This window comes from Streptomyces sp. NPDC094448, assembly GCF_044763775.1.
GTDB lineage: Bacteria > Actinomycetota > Actinomycetes > Streptomycetales > Streptomycetaceae > Streptomyces.
The window spans coordinates 379,377-394,335 of sequence record NZ_JBIWGU010000006.1; the positions used below are offsets into that span (position 1 = coordinate 379,377).

At 73.5% G+C, this 14,959-nt stretch carries 16 protein-coding genes; 4 read left to right on the forward strand and 12 right to left on the reverse strand.

Features of this window, described 5'->3' with window-relative positions; all coding sequences use genetic code 11:
* Window positions 1-47: 47 nt before the first annotated feature.
* A complete protein-coding gene (locus ACIQ9E_RS14685) occupies window positions 48-1,331 on the reverse strand; it encodes a glycosyltransferase (RefSeq protein WP_403706760.1) in 1,284 nt (427 codons plus the stop codon).
* Between the two features lie 234 nt (window positions 1,332-1,565).
* On the opposite strand from ACIQ9E_RS14685, the gene ACIQ9E_RS14690 reads away from it, so the two are divergent.
* Window positions 1,566-2,351 (forward strand): hypothetical protein, encoded by a 786-nt coding sequence (locus ACIQ9E_RS14690; protein WP_403706844.1) that lies wholly within the window; start codon window positions 1,566-1,568, stop codon window positions 2,349-2,351.
* 157 nt (window positions 2,352-2,508) lie between these two features.
* The gene (locus ACIQ9E_RS14695; protein ID WP_403706761.1) at window positions 2,509-2,817 is read left to right on the forward strand and encodes a hypothetical protein; all 309 of its coding nucleotides are present in this window, start codon (window positions 2,509-2,511) and stop codon (window positions 2,815-2,817) included.
* Between the two features lie 101 nt (window positions 2,818-2,918).
* Here ACIQ9E_RS14695 and der read toward each other — a convergent pair whose 3' ends face one another.
* From der to aroH, 5 genes are all read right to left on the reverse strand, one after another.
* Window positions 2,919-4,367 carry a ribosome biogenesis GTPase Der gene (gene der / locus ACIQ9E_RS14700; protein WP_403706763.1) on the reverse strand — a complete coding sequence of 483 codons (1,449 nt, stop codon included), beginning with the start codon at window positions 4,365-4,367 and terminating at the stop codon, window positions 2,919-2,921.
* Window positions 4,368-4,433: 66 nt separating this feature from the next.
* The gene (locus ACIQ9E_RS14705; RefSeq protein WP_403706846.1) at window positions 4,434-5,027 is read right to left on the reverse strand and encodes a lysophospholipid acyltransferase family protein; all 594 of its coding nucleotides are present in this window, start codon (window positions 5,025-5,027) and stop codon (window positions 4,434-4,436) included.
* Between the two features lie 56 nt (window positions 5,028-5,083).
* The gene (cmk, locus tag ACIQ9E_RS14710; protein WP_403706765.1) at window positions 5,084-5,773 is read right to left on the reverse strand and encodes a (d)CMP kinase; all 690 of its coding nucleotides are present in this window, start codon (window positions 5,771-5,773) and stop codon (window positions 5,084-5,086) included.
* Between the two features lie 212 nt (window positions 5,774-5,985).
* Entirely contained in the window at window positions 5,986-7,071 is a 1,086-nt protein-coding gene (locus ACIQ9E_RS14715) for a prephenate dehydrogenase (protein WP_403706767.1), read from the reverse strand.
* Window positions 7,068-7,430, reverse strand: a complete 363-nt coding sequence (gene aroH, locus ACIQ9E_RS14720) for a chorismate mutase (RefSeq protein WP_403706769.1) — start codon at window positions 7,428-7,430, stop codon at window positions 7,068-7,070. Before aroH ends, ACIQ9E_RS14715 begins: the two co-directional genes overlap by 4 nt.
* 234 nt (window positions 7,431-7,664) lie before the next feature.
* Here aroH and ACIQ9E_RS14725 point away from each other — a divergent pair, with 234 nt between their 5' ends.
* Window positions 7,665-8,123 (forward strand): Rieske (2Fe-2S) protein, encoded by a 459-nt coding sequence (locus tag ACIQ9E_RS14725; RefSeq protein ID WP_403706770.1) that lies wholly within the window; start codon window positions 7,665-7,667, stop codon window positions 8,121-8,123.
* A gap of 44 nt (window positions 8,124-8,167) precedes the next feature.
* Window positions 8,168-8,878, forward strand: coding sequence for a DNA polymerase beta superfamily protein (locus tag ACIQ9E_RS14730; RefSeq protein ID WP_403706771.1), 711 nt, complete (start codon window positions 8,168-8,170; stop codon window positions 8,876-8,878).
* A 50-nt stretch (window positions 8,879-8,928) separates the two neighbouring features.
* Here the strand turns inward: ACIQ9E_RS14730 and ACIQ9E_RS14735 are convergent, their stop codons facing one another.
* From ACIQ9E_RS14735 to ACIQ9E_RS14760, 6 genes are all read right to left on the reverse strand, one after another.
* On the reverse strand, window positions 8,929-9,678 hold the full coding sequence (locus ACIQ9E_RS14735; RefSeq protein ID WP_403706773.1) for a DNA polymerase beta superfamily protein: 750 nt from the start codon (window positions 9,676-9,678) through the stop codon (window positions 8,929-8,931).
* A 53-nt stretch (window positions 9,679-9,731) separates the two neighbouring features.
* Complete coding sequence (locus tag ACIQ9E_RS14740; protein WP_403706775.1) at window positions 9,732-10,781, reverse strand: ADP-ribosylglycohydrolase family protein; 1,050 nt, start codon at window positions 10,779-10,781, stop codon at window positions 9,732-9,734.
* Window positions 10,778-11,515, reverse strand: a complete 738-nt coding sequence (locus ACIQ9E_RS14745) for an NUDIX hydrolase (RefSeq protein ID WP_403706777.1) — start codon at window positions 11,513-11,515, stop codon at window positions 10,778-10,780. Before ACIQ9E_RS14745 ends, ACIQ9E_RS14740 begins: the two co-directional genes overlap by 4 nt.
* A 282-nt stretch (window positions 11,516-11,797) precedes the next feature.
* Window positions 11,798-12,892, reverse strand: a complete 1,095-nt coding sequence (locus ACIQ9E_RS14750; protein ID WP_403706779.1) for a pseudouridine synthase — start codon at window positions 12,890-12,892, stop codon at window positions 11,798-11,800.
* Window positions 12,892-13,560: an SMC-Scp complex subunit ScpB gene (scpB, locus tag ACIQ9E_RS14755; RefSeq protein WP_403706781.1), complete on the reverse strand. Its 669-nt coding sequence runs from the start codon at window positions 13,558-13,560 to the stop codon at window positions 12,892-12,894. The genes ACIQ9E_RS14750 and scpB overlap by 1 nt, the downstream gene beginning before the upstream one ends.
* On the reverse strand, window positions 13,557-14,936 hold the full coding sequence (locus ACIQ9E_RS14760; RefSeq protein ID WP_403706783.1) for a segregation/condensation protein A: 1,380 nt from the start codon (window positions 14,934-14,936) through the stop codon (window positions 13,557-13,559). The genes scpB and ACIQ9E_RS14760 overlap by 4 nt, the downstream gene beginning before the upstream one ends.
* Window positions 14,937-14,959: the final 23 nt, after the last annotated feature.

Below are 14,959 nucleotides of genomic sequence, written 5' to 3' on the forward strand. Positions count from 1 at the left end.
GGGGTGACGAGCCGGGCGGCCCCGGAGGCGGACCGCCCGGCCGGGACTCAGCGGCGCCGGGCCCGGCGGACGACCGCCGCGGCGAGATGGCGCAGCGCGTAGTAGCTCCCGTAGCACCCGCCGCGCATCCGGTACACCAGGTCCCGCACGGCCCCGCCGCTCCCCCGGGCCGCCGCGCGCTCCAGCAGTTCGGTGAAGACGGCTTCGTGCCGTGCGGCGATCGCCGCCGGATCGAAGCGTTCGGAGGCGGCCAGGGCCGCGGCACCGGCCCGGCGGCGGCGTTCGTCGTCGCCGATCAGCTCCAGCAGTCCGGCCGCCACGGCGTCCACGTCGCCGACGGGCACCAGCCTGCCGTTCACCCCGTCCTCGATGATCTCCCGCGGCCCGTTGGGGCAGTCGGTGGCGACCACCGGCAGTCCGCACCGCATGGCCTCCACGATCGTCATGCCGAAGGCCTCCTTGGCGGAGGTCACGGCGGCGATCGACCCCTTCACCCACTCGGGCTCCAGCGGATGGACGTTGCCCATCAGAAAGACGTGGCCGGCCAGGTCCCGGGCGGCGATCAGCTCGGTCAGCGCGGCGTGTTCGTCGCCGGTGGCGTCCCCGCCGCCGTAGATCCGCAGCCGCCAGTCGGGCCGGGCGGCGACCACCTTCGCGAAGGCTTCGACCAAGACGTCGAACCGCTTCACCCGGGTCAGCCGGCCGGCCGCGACGACGAACTTGGCCCGGCCGTCGGAGGGCGCCACAACGGGCTTCGGCACTCCGTTGGGTACCGCGTCGATACGTAACCCGGGCAGCCCGAGCCGGGTCCGGTAGGAGTGGGCGTCGGCCTCGGTGACGGTGGTGATCGCGTCCAGCCGCCCGTAGCGGTAGCCCAGTTCACGGCGGAGGCGGTAGCCGTGGCCGTCCAGCGTGAGGTGCTCCTGGCCGACCCGGACCGCGCCGCGGGGGGCCTGCCGGGCGATATGGACATTCAGCCCGGGACGGGTGCCGACGACGACATCCGCGTCCAGGGATCGAAGATGGGCCCCGATCCGGGCGTCGGTGAGCCTGCTGTACTGCCGGTGCCGGCCGTCGCCGCGCGGGAACACCCGTGCGGGCCTGGCGTGTTCGGGATCGTCGGCCGCGTACTCCGGGCTGTCCTTGCGGAGTTCCACGAGCGCGCGGAGGGCGACGCCCTTCGGCGCTCCCATCCGGGGTGTCTCACGGTGCCGGAACACCGAGACGATCTCGACCTCGTGCCGTTCGGCGAGGGCCTCGGCCAGGGTGAAGGTGGTACGGATCGTTCCCCCGATGCCGTACGCATTGTGGAGCAGGAAGGAGATGCGCATGCGTCTCTCGTGATGAATGGTCGGATCATGAAGTGGTCGGACCAGACTCTACTGGCCGTCAGATGCCTTACAGGACCGGGTTGCTGTGCTTCCCGGGGGCTCCGCCGTTCCGGTTGCCGTCCGCGCGTGACCCCGGCCTGCATCGTCCGTTGAACCAGGGTGAGCCGGGATCAGCCCGGCCCAGTGCGATCACGCATCAAGCGATATCAGGACGAGGAGCCATCCGTGCCCCGCATGCTCGACGTCAGCGCGGACGTACGCGCCGAGCTCGGCAACGAAGAAGCCGACCGGCTGGTCGCCGGCGACTCCGAGACCCCGGCCAGTTACGCCTGCGCCTCCTGCCGCACCCCGGGCGACCCCGAGCAGGAGCGGACCAGCACTCTGCTGTTCGTCGGCGAGGAGACGGCCGTCCTCGCTTTCGCCCATGCGACCTGCATCCCCTCGCAGGTCGTCCGGCTCGCCGAGGACCAGCTCGCGGGAGCCGTGGAATCCATCACCGGTACCGAGGAGCCCGCTGTGCCCATGACCACCGACCCCACCTCCCTGAACGCCTCCCCCGGTCAGGCGGTGCTCGGCGTCACCAGCGGTCTGATCCTGGTGGACGGCGATCTGCACCCGGCCCTGGTGGTGGAGCCCACCGCGCCGATCGCCCGCCCGGGTACCACGGGGGACGGCGGGGACGATTTCCTGCCCCTGCTGATCGAGCAGGGCTTCGCTCCGGTCCACGACGTCAACGTCCGGCCGGGTGCGCTCGACGGCTGGTCGGTGCTGCTCGCCATGGGCCAGCTGCACGCGATCCTCCAGCCGGGCGCGGTGGCCTGGTGGAAGGCGCACCAGCCGCTCCAGGTCACGGAGGGCTGGCGGACCGCGGTCAACAAGTCCCACACGGTGCTGGTGTTCTGCGCCCCGGTCGGTTCGATCGGCCAGCAGCCGCGGGAGGACCTGCTGCGGGACGCGCTGGAGAAGGCGGCGGCCGGTGGCCGTCTGGTGGCCGCGGCGATGCCGCTGGCGGGCACCTGACCCGGTCCGCCACCGGGTGACCTCCGGTCCTCCGGAAGTCCGTGGGCCCCGGGGGGAGAGCGCCGTCCGGGCGTTCTCCCCCCGGGTCGTGCCGGGACGGCCGGGTGGTTCCCCCGGCCCGGCAGTGACGGGCCGGGTTGTGGATCGTTGCAGGTACGTGCAGACCTACGAGCCCAGCCGCCAGCCGTATCCGAGTCCGATCCCCGGTATGCGCCCCGCGTACGAGGCAGCCTCGGGCTTCTCCCTGACGCCCATCTTCGATGCGCTGTACTCGGAGTACCGCCGGTCGTTCCGGGCACTGCCCGGGGACCGGTCGGGCGAGGAGCACCTCGGCTTCCTCGCGTTCTCCACCCAGGCCACGGCCCGGGGCGCGGGGCAGCTGCCGTACGCGGGCGCGGGCTGGCAGCCGTATCCCGTACGGCAGCATCCGGCGGCCCTGCCTCCGGCACCGCGCCGCAGCCCCTGACCCCGGAGGGGGACGAGCGGCGGTACGAGAACGGGCGCGCCGCCCCGGCCGGATGATCCCGGCCGGGGCGGCGCGCTTTTCGCCGGTGCTCGCGTACCGGCCTACTTCTTGCGGCCGCGCTTCTCGCGGACCCGGACCGAGATGTGCAGCGGGGTGCCCTCGAAGCCGAACTCCTCCCGCAGCCGGCGCTCCACGAAACGGCGGTAGCCGTGCTCCAGGAAGCCGGAGGAGAAGAGCACGAACCGCGGGGGCTTGGTGCCCGCCTGGGTGCCGAAGAGGATCCGCGGCTGCTTGCCGCCCCGGATCGGATGCGGGTGGGAGGCGACGATCTCACCGAGGAAGGCGTTCAGCCGGCCGGTGGGGACCCGGGTCTCCCAGCCGGCGAGCGCGGTCTCGATGGCCGGGACCAGCTTCTCCATATGGCGGCCGGTGGCTGCGGAGACGTTGACCCGGGGCGCCCAGGCGATCTGACCGAGTTCGGTCTCGATCTCGCGCTCCAGGTAGTAGCGGCGCTCCTCGTCGAGGGTGTCCCACTTGTTGTACGCGATCACCATCGCGCGGCCCGCTTCGACGGCCATCGTGATGATCCGCTGGTCCTGGACGCTGATGGACTCACTGGCGTCGATCAGGACCACCGCGACCTCCGCCTTCTCGACGGCGGCGGCGGTGCGCAGGGAGGCGTAGTAGTCGGCGCCCTCCTGGAGGTGGACCCGGCGGCGGATACCGGCGGTGTCGACGAACTTCCAGGTCACCCCACCCAGCTCGATCAGCTCGTCGACCGGGTCGCGGGTGGTGCCCGCCATCTCGTTGACGACCACCCGCTCCTCGCCCGCGACCTTGTTGAGCAGGGACGACTTGCCGACGTTCGGACGGCCGATGAGGGCGATCCGGCGCGGCCCGCCGACCGCCGTGCCGAAGGTCTGGGCGGGGGCGTCGGGCAGGACGTCGAGGACGGCGTCGAGCATATCGCCGGTGCCGCGGCCGTGCAGTGCGGAGACCGGGTGCGGTTCGCCGAGTCCGAGGGACCACAGCATGGCCGCGTCGGCCTCGCCGCTGGGTCCGTCGACCTTGTTGGCGCAGAGCACCACCGGCTTCCCCGACCGGCGCAGCAGCTTCACCACGGCCTCGTCGGTGTCGGTGGGGCCGACGGTGGCGTCCACGACGAAGACGACCGCGTCGGCGGCCTCGATGGCGAACTCGGCCTGGGCCGCGACGGAGGCGTCGATCCCGAGGACGTCCTGCTCCCAGCCTCCGGTGTCGACGAGCTTGAAGCGGCGGCCCGCCCATTCGGCTTCGTAGGTGACGCGGTCGCGGGTGACACCGGGCCGGTCCTCGACGACCGCCTCACGGCGGCCGATGATCCGGTTCACCAGGGTCGACTTGCCGACATTGGGGCGGCCGACGACGGCGAGGACGGGCAGCGGGCCGTGACCGGCCTCGTCGATGGCCTCCTCCACGTCCTCGGCGTCGAAGCCCTCGACTGCGGCAAGCTCCATGAACTCCGCGTACTCGGCGTCGCCGAGCGCTCCGTGGTCGTGCTGGTCGTTCATGAAGTCCGTTTCCTCGTGTCTCGACCGGACCCTGTCCCGGGTTCGGGTGGTCCGGATGGTCAAGTCTTACCCGGCGCGCCCGGTGAGGCGCCTGGCGTTTTCCAGATGGGTGGTGAGCCGCTGCTGAATCCGGACCGTGGCCTCGTCCAGCGCGGTGCGGGTACGGCGGCCCGATCCGTCGCCCGCCTGGAAGGGGTCGCCGAAGACGACGTCCATCCGGCCGCGCAGCGGGGGCAGCGCACTGATCAACCGTCCGCGGCGCCCGGTGCTTCCCAGCACCGCCACCGGGACCACCGGGGCACCGGACCGTACCGCGAAGTACGCGAGACCGGCGCGGAGGGACGCGAAGTCGCCCTCGCCCCGGGTGCCCTCGGGGAAGATCCCGAGGACGTCGCCGCGCTCCAGGATCCCGAGGGCGTTGGTGACGGCGGCGCGGTCGGTGCCCGACCGGTCGACCTTCAGCTGGCCGATGCGCAGCAGAAAGGGGTCCAGGGGGCCGACGAAGGCCTCTTTTTTGATCAGGAAGTGCACGGGTCGCGGCGCGGTGCCCATCAGCATGGGTCCGTCGACGGCGTGGGAGTGGTTGACGGCGAGGATCACCGGTCCGGCGGCGGGGACCCGCCAGGCGCCGAGCACCCGGGGGTGCCACAGCCCGTACATCAGACCGATGCCGATCCGGCGGCCGACGGCCGCGCCCGCGGCGGAGGGCAGGGTGGTCACCGGGCGGCCGTCCGGCGCTCCTCGACGAGGGCCACCACCCGGTCGACGACCTGCTGGAGGGTCAGCTCGGTGGTGTCGACCTCGACCGCGTCGGCGGCCATCGCCAGCGGCGAGGTGGCCCGGCCGGAGTCGGCCGCGTCCCGCTTGACCAGCGCCTGCCGGGTGGCCTCGACGTCGGCGCCCGTCAGCTCGCCGGCCCGGCGGGCGGCGCGGGCCTCGGCGGAGGCGGTGAGGAAGATCTTGAGATCGGCGTCGGGAAGGACCGTCGTACCGATGTCCCGGCCCTCGACGACGATGCCGGTCTCAGCGGCGGCGGCGATCGCCTGCTGGAGGCCGGTGATCCGGGTCCGGACCTCGGGCACCGCGCTCACGGCGCTGACCTCGGCGGACACCTCGGGGGTGCGGATGGGCGCGGAGACGTCCTCGCCGTCCACGGTGATCGTGGGGCCGGCCGGGTCGGTGCCGGAGACGATCACGGGCTTCCCCGAGGCCGTGGCGATCGCGGCGGGGTCGGCGGTGTCCACTCCGTTGGTGATCATCCACCAGGTGATCGCGCGGTACTGCGCGCCGGTGTCGAGGTAGCGCAGCCCCAGGGCGGCGGCCACCGCCTTGGACGTGCTCGACTTGCCGGTGCCGGCGGGGCCGTCGATGGCAACGATCACGGCGGATTCCACGGTGGCGGACACCTTTCGTTCCGGGGTTCCCGCGGGCGCGGGGCGGCTTTCCCGCGGGGCGGGGGCGGCGGACTCCGCTGGCGGGAGTCCCGTACCAGGTTACCGACTGCCGGGCCCTGCCCTTTCCCCGCCGACCTGCGAAGGGACCGGGCGGGCCGGGGGCGCCGCCCGGGGCGCGCCCCGACGGCCCGGACCGGGGGCGGCCGGCCCGGGACGCGGGCCGGTCAGGGACGGACCGACCAGCCGCGTTCGCGCAGGGAGGCGCTGAGGACGGTGACCGCGGCGGGTTCCACCATCAGCTGCACCAGGCCCGCCTGCTGGCCGGTCGCGTGTTCGATCCGGACGTCCTCGATATTGACGCCCGCCCGGCCGGCGTCGGCGAAGATCCGGGCCAGCTCGCCGGGCCGGTCGCTGATCAGGACGGCGACGATCTCGTAGGCGGCCGGGGCGGCGCCGTGCTTGCCCGGGACCCTGGCCCGGCCTGCGTTGCCGCGCCGCAGGACGTCCTCGATGCCCGAGGCCCCGTCGCGCCGCTCGGCGGTCCCGGCGGACTCCAGCGACCGCAGCGCCCTGACCGTCTCGTCGAGGTCGGCGGCGATGGCCGCGAGCACCTCGGCGACCGGCCCGGGGTTGGCGGAGAGGATGTCCACCCACATCCGCGGGTCGGAGGCGGCGATCCGGGTGACGTCGCGGATGCCCTGCCCGCAGAGCCGTACCGCGGTCTCGTCGGCCTCCCGGAGCCGGGCGGCGACCATCGACGACACCAGCTGGGGGGTGTGGGAGACCAGGGCGACGGCCCGGTCGTGGGCGTCGGCGTCCATCACGACGGGGACGGCCCGGCAGAGGGCGACGAGTTCGAGGGCGAGGTTGAGGACCTCGGTATCGGTTTCGGGCGTGGGGGTGAGTACCCAGGGGCGGCCCTCGAAGAGGTCGGCGCTGGCGGCCAGCGGACCGGAACGCTCCTTGCCTGCCATCGGATGCGTACCGATGTAGCCGGAGAGGTCGAGGCCGAGGGCCTCCAGTTCCCGGCGGGGCCCGCCCTTGACGCTGGCGACGTCGAGGTAGCCGCGGGCCAGCCCGGCCTCCATGGCCCCGGCCAGCGCCCCGGCGACCCTGGCCGGGGGTACGGCGACGATCGCGAGGTCGACCGGGCCCTCGGGGGGCTCCTCGGTGCCCGCGCCGAGAGCGGTGGCGGTACGGACCCGTTCGGCGTCGTGGTCCACCAGATGGACCACGACGCCGCGGCCCGCGAGGGCGAGCGCGGCGGACGTGCCGATCAGTCCGGTTCCGATGACGGCGGCGGTTCTCACTGGGCGATGTCCTTGCGGAGGGCGGCGGCGCCGCCGAGGTACACATGGGTGACGGCGGACCGGCCGAGCCCGGTCTCGACATGGGCCAGGATCCGGACGACCCGGGGCATCGCGCCCTCGACGTCCATCTCCTGGGCGCATATGAGCGGGACATCGGTGATGCCGAGGCGGCGGGCGGCGGCGGCCGGGAAGGCACTGCGCAGATCGGGGGTCGCGGTGAACCAGACGCTGATCAGCTCGTCCGCGGTGAGGGAATTGCGCTCCAGTACGGCGGTGAGCAGCTCGCCGACCTGCTCGTCCATATGCTCCGCGTCGTCCCGTTCCAGCTGGACGGCCCCGCGGACCGCTCGTACCGCCACGTCCCCGCTCCTGCCTCTCGTCTGCGCCTGCTCCTGGTCGCCAGCCTAGTCAGCCCGGCGCGGACGGCAGCACGGCGGCCGGTGGGCGAGACGGGCCCGGCCGCGGGCGGGCCCGTCGGCGGGGGCGTACCGGCGTGTCCGGTCCGCCGCGCCAGGTGGCCGCGGTGACAGAATGCACGCCGCGCGGTCCCGGCCGGGTGCCGGGCGTTCGAGAGCGTTCGAAGGAGTACGGCGATGGGCACAGCGCGGCGGACGGTGCTGGCGGCCGGGGCGGCGACGGCCGCGGGTCTGGCCGCGGGCTGCTCCGGCGGGGGCGGCGGTCCGGCCGCGCCCGCCGCGAGCGCCCCGGAGAGCGGCTCCGCCACGGGCACCGCGACCGCGGTCCCGTCCGGGAGCCCGTCGCTCGGCAAGGAGCTGGCGAAGAAGGCCGGGATCCCGGTCGGCGGCGGGAAGGTCTTCACCGCCGAGAAGGTGGTGGTGACCCAGCCGACGGCCGGGGAGTTCAAGGCGTTCTCCGCGGTCTGCCCCCACCAGGGCTGTCTGGTGGACAAGGTCGCCGGCGGCACGATCGACTGCCCCTGCCACGGCAGCCGCTTCCGGATCGCGGACGGATCGGTCGAACACGGACCGGCCACCCGCCCGCTGCCACCGGCTTCGATCACGGTCACCGGGGACGCCGTACTGCTCTCCTGAGGGTGCCCCTCCGCCCGCCGCGGCGGGCCCTTAGCCTTACCGCCATGTACCGCGGCCCCGCACCCGAACAGCTCGTCCGTGACCACACGGTCTACTCCTGTGTGATGGGATCGCGGGCCTTCGGGCTCGCGACCGACGACAGCGATACCGACCGCCGGGGCGTCTTCCTCGCCCCGACCCCGCTGTTCTGGCGGTTCGACAAGCCCCCCGCGCATGCCGAGGGCCCGCTGCCCGAGCAGTTCTCCTGGGAGCTGGAACGCTTCTGCGAACTGGGTCTGCGGGCCAATCCGAATATCTTGGAGGTGCTGCACTCCCCGCTGGTGGAGCGGATCGACGACACCGGCCGGGAGCTGCTGGCACTGCGGGGCGCCTTTGTCTCGCGGGAGGTCCACCGCACCTTCGTGCAGTACGCGCACGGGCAGCACCGGAAACTGGCGGCCAGTCTGCGGCCGGGCCACGAGCCCCGCTGGAAACCGGCGATGCATCTGCTGCGGCTGCTGCTGAGCTGCCGCGATCTGCTGCGCTCGGGTGAGCTGGTGCTCGATGTCGGCGAGGAGCGGGAGGGGCTGCTGGCGGTACGGCGGGGCGAGGTGCCCTGGCCGCGGGTGGAGGCCCGGCTGGCGGAGCTGGTGGCGGAGACCGATGCGGCGCTGACCCGCTCCCCGCTCCCGGAGGCCGCGGACCGGGCCCGGGTGGAGGACTTCCTGGTCCGGACCCGCCGCGCCGCGGCCGGTACGCCCGGACCGCGGGCCTGAGCCCGCTCAGCCGCTCGGCCCGCTCCCGCTGCTCCGGCCGCTCCCGCCGCTCAGCCGGCGAGTCTGACCCGTACGACCAGATCCCCGAGGGCCGCACGGGCCGACGGTGTTTCCGGCAGACCGGTGTCCCGCTGCGCCAGATCCAGTACGGCGTGGAGCGCGGCGACCTCGTCGGCGGCGGAGTCCGGGACGAGCCCGGCGCCCGTCCCGTGCTCGGCCTCCGCCTTCGCGGCGATCAGTTCGGGCAGGAAGGCGGGGGCCGGTATCCCGTCCAGGAGCTGCGGCAGCGAGGCCAGCACCCGGCCGGTGCGCATCAGATGGATACCGGTGAGCAGCGCACGGAAGGTGTACAGCAGCGGCTTCAGCTCCCCGGTCTTCTCGTAGAGCCCCCACTGGGTCTTCGCGAACCCCCGGTAGTGGTGGGCGTGCCGGGCGGTGAGCACCCCGGGAGCGAGGGCGGTCAGCTCGGCGTGGACCTCGGTGGTGTGCACGACCAGCGGGGAGAGGAGCTGCTCCAGCACATAGCCGTTGGGGCGGAGCATCAGTCCGGCGAACTTCAGCAGATCGTGGGTGACGAGGTCCATCTCCACCCCGTCCCGGTCCCATATCCGGGTCCTGGTCTGCTCCGGTTCGTCGAGGCCGATCAGCTCCGCCACCGGCAGCAGATGCACTCCGCGCAGGTCCACGTCCGAGTCGCGGGACGGGAATCCGTACAGATGGGCACCGGAGACGGTGGCGAAGAGCAGCGGGTCGGGCTGTTCCGCGACGACGGGGGCGAGATCGAACTGTTCGAGGTCCACGGTCGCCAAGGATCGCAGGCGCCCACCGGGGCCCGGCGGGCGGGTCGGGCGGGTCAGCCGTCCCAGAGGGCCCCCAGGGTCATCAGGTCGCCGCGGTGTTCGACATGGTCGGCCCAGCTGCTGGGCCAGGCGGCGGCGCCGAGCCGGGCACCGGCGAAGGCGCCGGTGAGGGCGGCGATGGAGTCGGAGTCGCCCCGGGTGCAGGCGGCGCGGCGCAGGGCGGTCAGGGGCTCGTCGGGGAAGAGCAGGAAGCACTGGAGGGCGGTGGCGAGGGCCTCTTCGGCGATCCAGCCGTCGCCGGTGGTCGGACAGGGGTCGTCCGCCGGGTCGGCGGTGGGCAGGACGCCCGCGAGCCGCCGCAGGATCTCCTGGCACTCGTCCCAGCCGCGGGCGATATAGGCCTGGGGTGTGCGGTCGTCGGCGCGCTGCCAGAGATCGCCCAGCCAGCGGTCGTGGTAGCGGGAGCGGTTCTCGTAGGCGTACGAGCGCAGCATGCCGACGAGGCCCAGGGGTTCGGCGCCGCCGGCGAGGAGGTGGACGGCGTGGGCGGTGAGGTCGGCGGCGGCCAGCGCGGTGGGGTGGGCGTGCGTGAGGGCGGCCTGGAGCTGGGCGGCGCCCGCGCGCTGCTCGGTGCTGAGGCCGGGGGCGAGCCCGACGGGCGTGACCCGCATATTGGCCCCGCAGCCCTTGGATTCGACGGTTCCGGCGTACTGCCAGGGCAGTCCGGGGTCGTCGAGGCGGCGGCAGGCGTCCAGACAGGTGCGGCCGGGGGCGCGGTTGTTCTCCGGGGAGTGGTACCAGGAGACGAACTCGGCGCGCAGCGGCGGGACGAAGCGGGCAGCGTCGAGGGCACCGCGGTCCATGGCGGCACGCAGGGCGCGGGCGACGGCGAGGGCCATCTGGGTGTCGTCGGTGATGTACGCCGGGCGGGGCAGGCGCATCTCGCGCCAGGGGCCGCATTTGGCGAGGATCTGCGGCACGTCGTTGAACTCCGTGGGGAAGCCGAGGGCGTCCCCGAGGGCGAGTCCGATCAGCGAGCCGGTGGCGGCCTGCCGGATACGGGTCCGGTTCGTGCCTGCCCGGGTGGTCCCGAGGATGGTCATGGCTGGCGTCCTTCCGGGCGCAGGAGGGGCGGGTGGAGGACCGCGGCGGTGCCCGCGCGGTAGAGGGCGGCGGGTTTGCCCCGGCCGCCGGTGCGGCGCGGGGGGCCCTCGGCCGGCTCCACGAAGCCGGGGGTGGCGAGGACCTTGCGCCGGAAGTTGGGCCGGTCGAGCGGGACGCCCCAGACGCTCTCGTAGACCTCCTGAAGCTCTCCGAGGGTGAAGGCGGCGGGGCAGAAGCCGGTGGCGAGCCCGGTGTACTCGAACTTGCCGCGGATCCGGTCGACGGCGTCGGCGAGGATGCGGTCGTGGTCGAAGGCGAGCGGGCCGGTGTCCGCGCGGGGCTTCCAGCGGGCGGCGGCCGCGTCGCCGCCGCCGCGCGGTTCGGGCAGATCGGGCAGGAGCGCGGTGTACGCGACGGAGACCACCCGCATCCTCGGGTCCCGGTCCGGTTCGCTGTAGGTGCGGAGCTGTTCGAGGTGGAGGCCGTGGACGGTCTCGCGGGAGAGCCCGGTCTCCTCGGCCAGCTCCCGCCGGGCGGCCTGTCCCGCCGATTCGCCGGGCCGGACGAAGCCCCCGGGCAGCGCCCAGTCGCCGCGGTAGGGGTCTTCGCCGCGCTCCACGAGCAGGACGTTCAGCTGTGCGTCGCGGACGGTGAAGACGGCCAGATCGACGGTGACCGCGAAGGGCGGAAAAGCGCGCGGGTCGTAGGCGGCGGCTTCAGGCGCGGGGGGCATCAGCGGTGCTCCGTGGAATCGGGTACGGCGGACGGGCAGCGGCGGTGGGGAGGCGGGGCGGCCGCCCCTGTCCTCCGGTCCGGCCCGCCGGTCGGCTGCCGCTGCCTCGTTCCCGTACACCGCGAGCCCCCGCCCTCCAATAGTCACTCTGACTATAAACAGAGGGTGACGGACGGCACAAGGCCTCCAGGGCGCGGAAACGGAGAGGGGCCCGCGGCGCACCTGCGCCGCGGGCCCCTCGGAGCCGTACAACGGGACCCCTCCGAGGAGGAGCCGGGGCTACTACAGACCCACCTCGTTCATCAGCATGCCGACCTCCGTATTGGTCAGCCGCCGCAGCCAGCCGGACTTCTGGTCGCCGAGGGCGATCGGGCCGAAGGCCGTACGGACCAGCTTGTCGACCGGGAAGCCCGCCTCGGCGAGCATCCTGCGGACGATGTGCTTGCGCCCCTCGTGCAGGGTGACCTCGACGAGGTAGTTCTTGCCGGTGTTCTCCACGACCCGGAAGTGGTCGGCGCGGGCGTAGCCGTCCTCCAGCGGGATACCGTCCTTGAGCCGCTTGCCCAGCTCGCGCGGGAGCGGCCCCTGGATGGCGGCCAGATAGGTCTTCTTCACGCCGTACCGGGGGTGGGTGAGACGGTGGGCCAGCTCGCCGTGGTTGGTGAGCAGGATGATGCCCTCGGTCTCGGTGTCCAGCCGGCCGACGTGGAAGAGCCGGGTCTCCCGGTTGGTGACATAGTCCCCGAGGCACTGGCGGCCGTCCGGGTCCTCCATGGTGGAGACCACACCGGCGGGCTTGTTCAGCGCGAAGAAGAGGTACGACTGGGTGGCCACGGTCAGGCCGTCGACCTTGATCTCGTCCTTCTGCGGATCGACGCGGAGCCCCTGCTCGACGACGATCTTCCCGTTGACCTCGACCCTGGCCTGGTCGATCAGCTCTTCGCAGGCCCGCCGCGAACCCATCCCGGCGCGGGCCAGCACCTTCTGCAGCCGCTCGCCCTCCTGCTCGGCGCCGGGGAAGGTCTTGGGGGTGCGGACCTCGGGCTTGTTCGCATACCGCTCGCGGTTGCGCTCCTCGGTCCTGGCGTCGTACTCGCGCGAGCGGGCGGGCGCGCCACGGCCGCCGCGGGGGTCCTGCTTCGGGGACTGCCGGGGACCGCCCTTGGCGCCGCCGCGCGCCGTACTGCCGCGGCCCTGCTTCGGCCCCTCGCCCGCTCCGGCACCGCCACCGGAACCGCCGACGTCGTAGCGGCGCTCTTCGGGACGGGGCTTGCCCGCGCGCTTCTGCCTGTCGTCGCGGCCGTTGCCCGCGCCGCGGAAGTTACCGCGCCCGCCGCTCTTACCGCTGCTGTTCCTGCCGCTGCCGCTGCTTCGCATCAAGTTTCCGTCGTCTTGTCATCTTCGTCCGGTACGGACCGTGAGTCCGGTTCCGGAGCGTCCGGATCGAACGACGGCACGCCCTCCTGCGTCTCGGCTTCGATCGCCTCGGCCTCGGGGAGGAAGGGCGCCAGCTCCGGCAGCTCGTCCAGGCCGCGCAGGCCCATCCGCTCCAGGAAGTAGTTCGTCGTCCTGTACAGGATCGCACCTGTTTCGGGTTCCGCGCCCGCCTCATCGACCAGACCCCGCTGGAGCAGGGTCCGCATCACGCCGTCGCAGTTCACCCCGCGGACCGCGGAGACCCGGGAACGGCTGACCGGCTGGCGGTACGCGACCACCGCGAGGGTCTCCAGGGCCGCCTGGGTGAGCCGGGCCTGCCGGCCGTCGAGGACGAACCGCTCGACGGCCGGGGAGTAGGCGGCCCGGGTGGAGAACCGCCAGCCGCCGGCGACCAGGCGCAGCTCGAAGCCACGGCCCTGTGCGGTGTACTCGTCGGCCAGCTCGCGCAGGGCGTCGGCGACGGCCCGCCGGGGCCGTTCCAGCACCTTGGCCAGATGCTCCTCGGCGGCCGGTTCGTCGACCACCATCAGCACGGCCTCCAGTGCGGGCTTGAGGGCCAGGTCCGCGGCGGGGGCCCCGGCCTCCGCTCCGTTCTCGGGGATTGTCACGCCGTGACCTCCGTCTTCCTGCCGTGCTGCCGGTCCGCCTGCGGCGCCGGCCGGTCGAACTCGTCGGTGACCTTCGGCGCCGCGTCCCCGCCGGTCCAGCGGACCAGCAGCTCCCCGAGGGCCTCCTCCTGCTCCAGGGCGACCGCCCTGTCGCGGTACAGCTCCAGAAGTGCGAGGAAGCGGGCGACGACGGTCAGGGTGTCCGTGGTGTCGGCGGTCAGCTCCCGGAATCCGGTCTCACCGCGCTCCCGCAGCACGGCGACGAGGTACTCCGCCTGCTCCCGCACGCTCACCAGCGGCGCGTGGATATGGTCCACGTACACCTGCGGCCTTGGCCTGGGCTGCATCGCCTTCACCGCGAGCCGCGCGAAGCCCTCGGCGCCGATACCGATCATCACATCGGGCAGCAGTTCGGCGTAGCGGTCCTCCAGGCCCACGGTCCTGGGCCGGCACAGTGCCTCCGCCGCCATCCGCTCGCCGAAGATCTCCGCGATCCGCTTGTACGCCCGGTACTGGAGAAGGCGGGCGAAGAGCAGGTCGCGCGCCTCCAGCAGGGCGAGATCCGCCTCGTCCTCCACTTCGGCGGCGGGCAGCAGCCGGGCGGCCTTCAGATCCAGCAGGGTCGCGGCGACGACGAGGAACTCGGTCGTCTGGTCGAGGTCCCAGTCGTCCCCCATGGCGCGGATATGGGCCATGAACTCGTTCGTGACCTTGGAGAGCGCGACCTCGGTCACGTCCATCTTGTGCCGGGAGATCAGCTGGAGGAGCAGATCGAAGGGCCCCTCGAAGTTGGTGAGCCGCACGGTGAACCGCCCGTCGGCGGGGGGCGGGGCCCCCGGCGGGGTCTCCGGGGCGGCGGCCCGGTCCCGCGGGGAGTCCGGGGCCGCGGCGGCCGGATCCCGCACGGTACGGGCGGATTCAGCGGATTCCGCGGGGTCCGTGGCTTCCGCGGGATCCGCTCGGTTCCCCGGCCGCACTCCGGCATTCGCCGCGGCGCCCCGCACAGGTCCGTACGCCTCCCGTCCGGCCAGGTGCGGTGATACGGCGTCCGCGCCGAGGCGTTGGCTTGTCGCGCAGTTCCGCCCCCACGCCTGCGGCGTGGGGGGACCCCCAGCGCCACTCAAGGCACCCGTCGTCCCTGTCTCCGGAACGCTTTCCCGCTCTCCCGGGACGGCCCCGGAGGCCGGGAGTTCCGGCCCGTCCGCCCCTCCGGGGGCCGGGGAAACCCCCTCCGTGTCCGGGCCGGCACCGGAGCGGTCGGGGACCCCCTCCCCCGCATGGTGGTCCGGAACCGGAGGCGAGGGCGGCGAGGGCGTGGCCGGGCCGCGGCCCAGGGGGCGGCGGGACGGACGGGGCGGCGGAGCGGCCGGGGGCATGGGCGGTCCAGGAGTGCGGAACG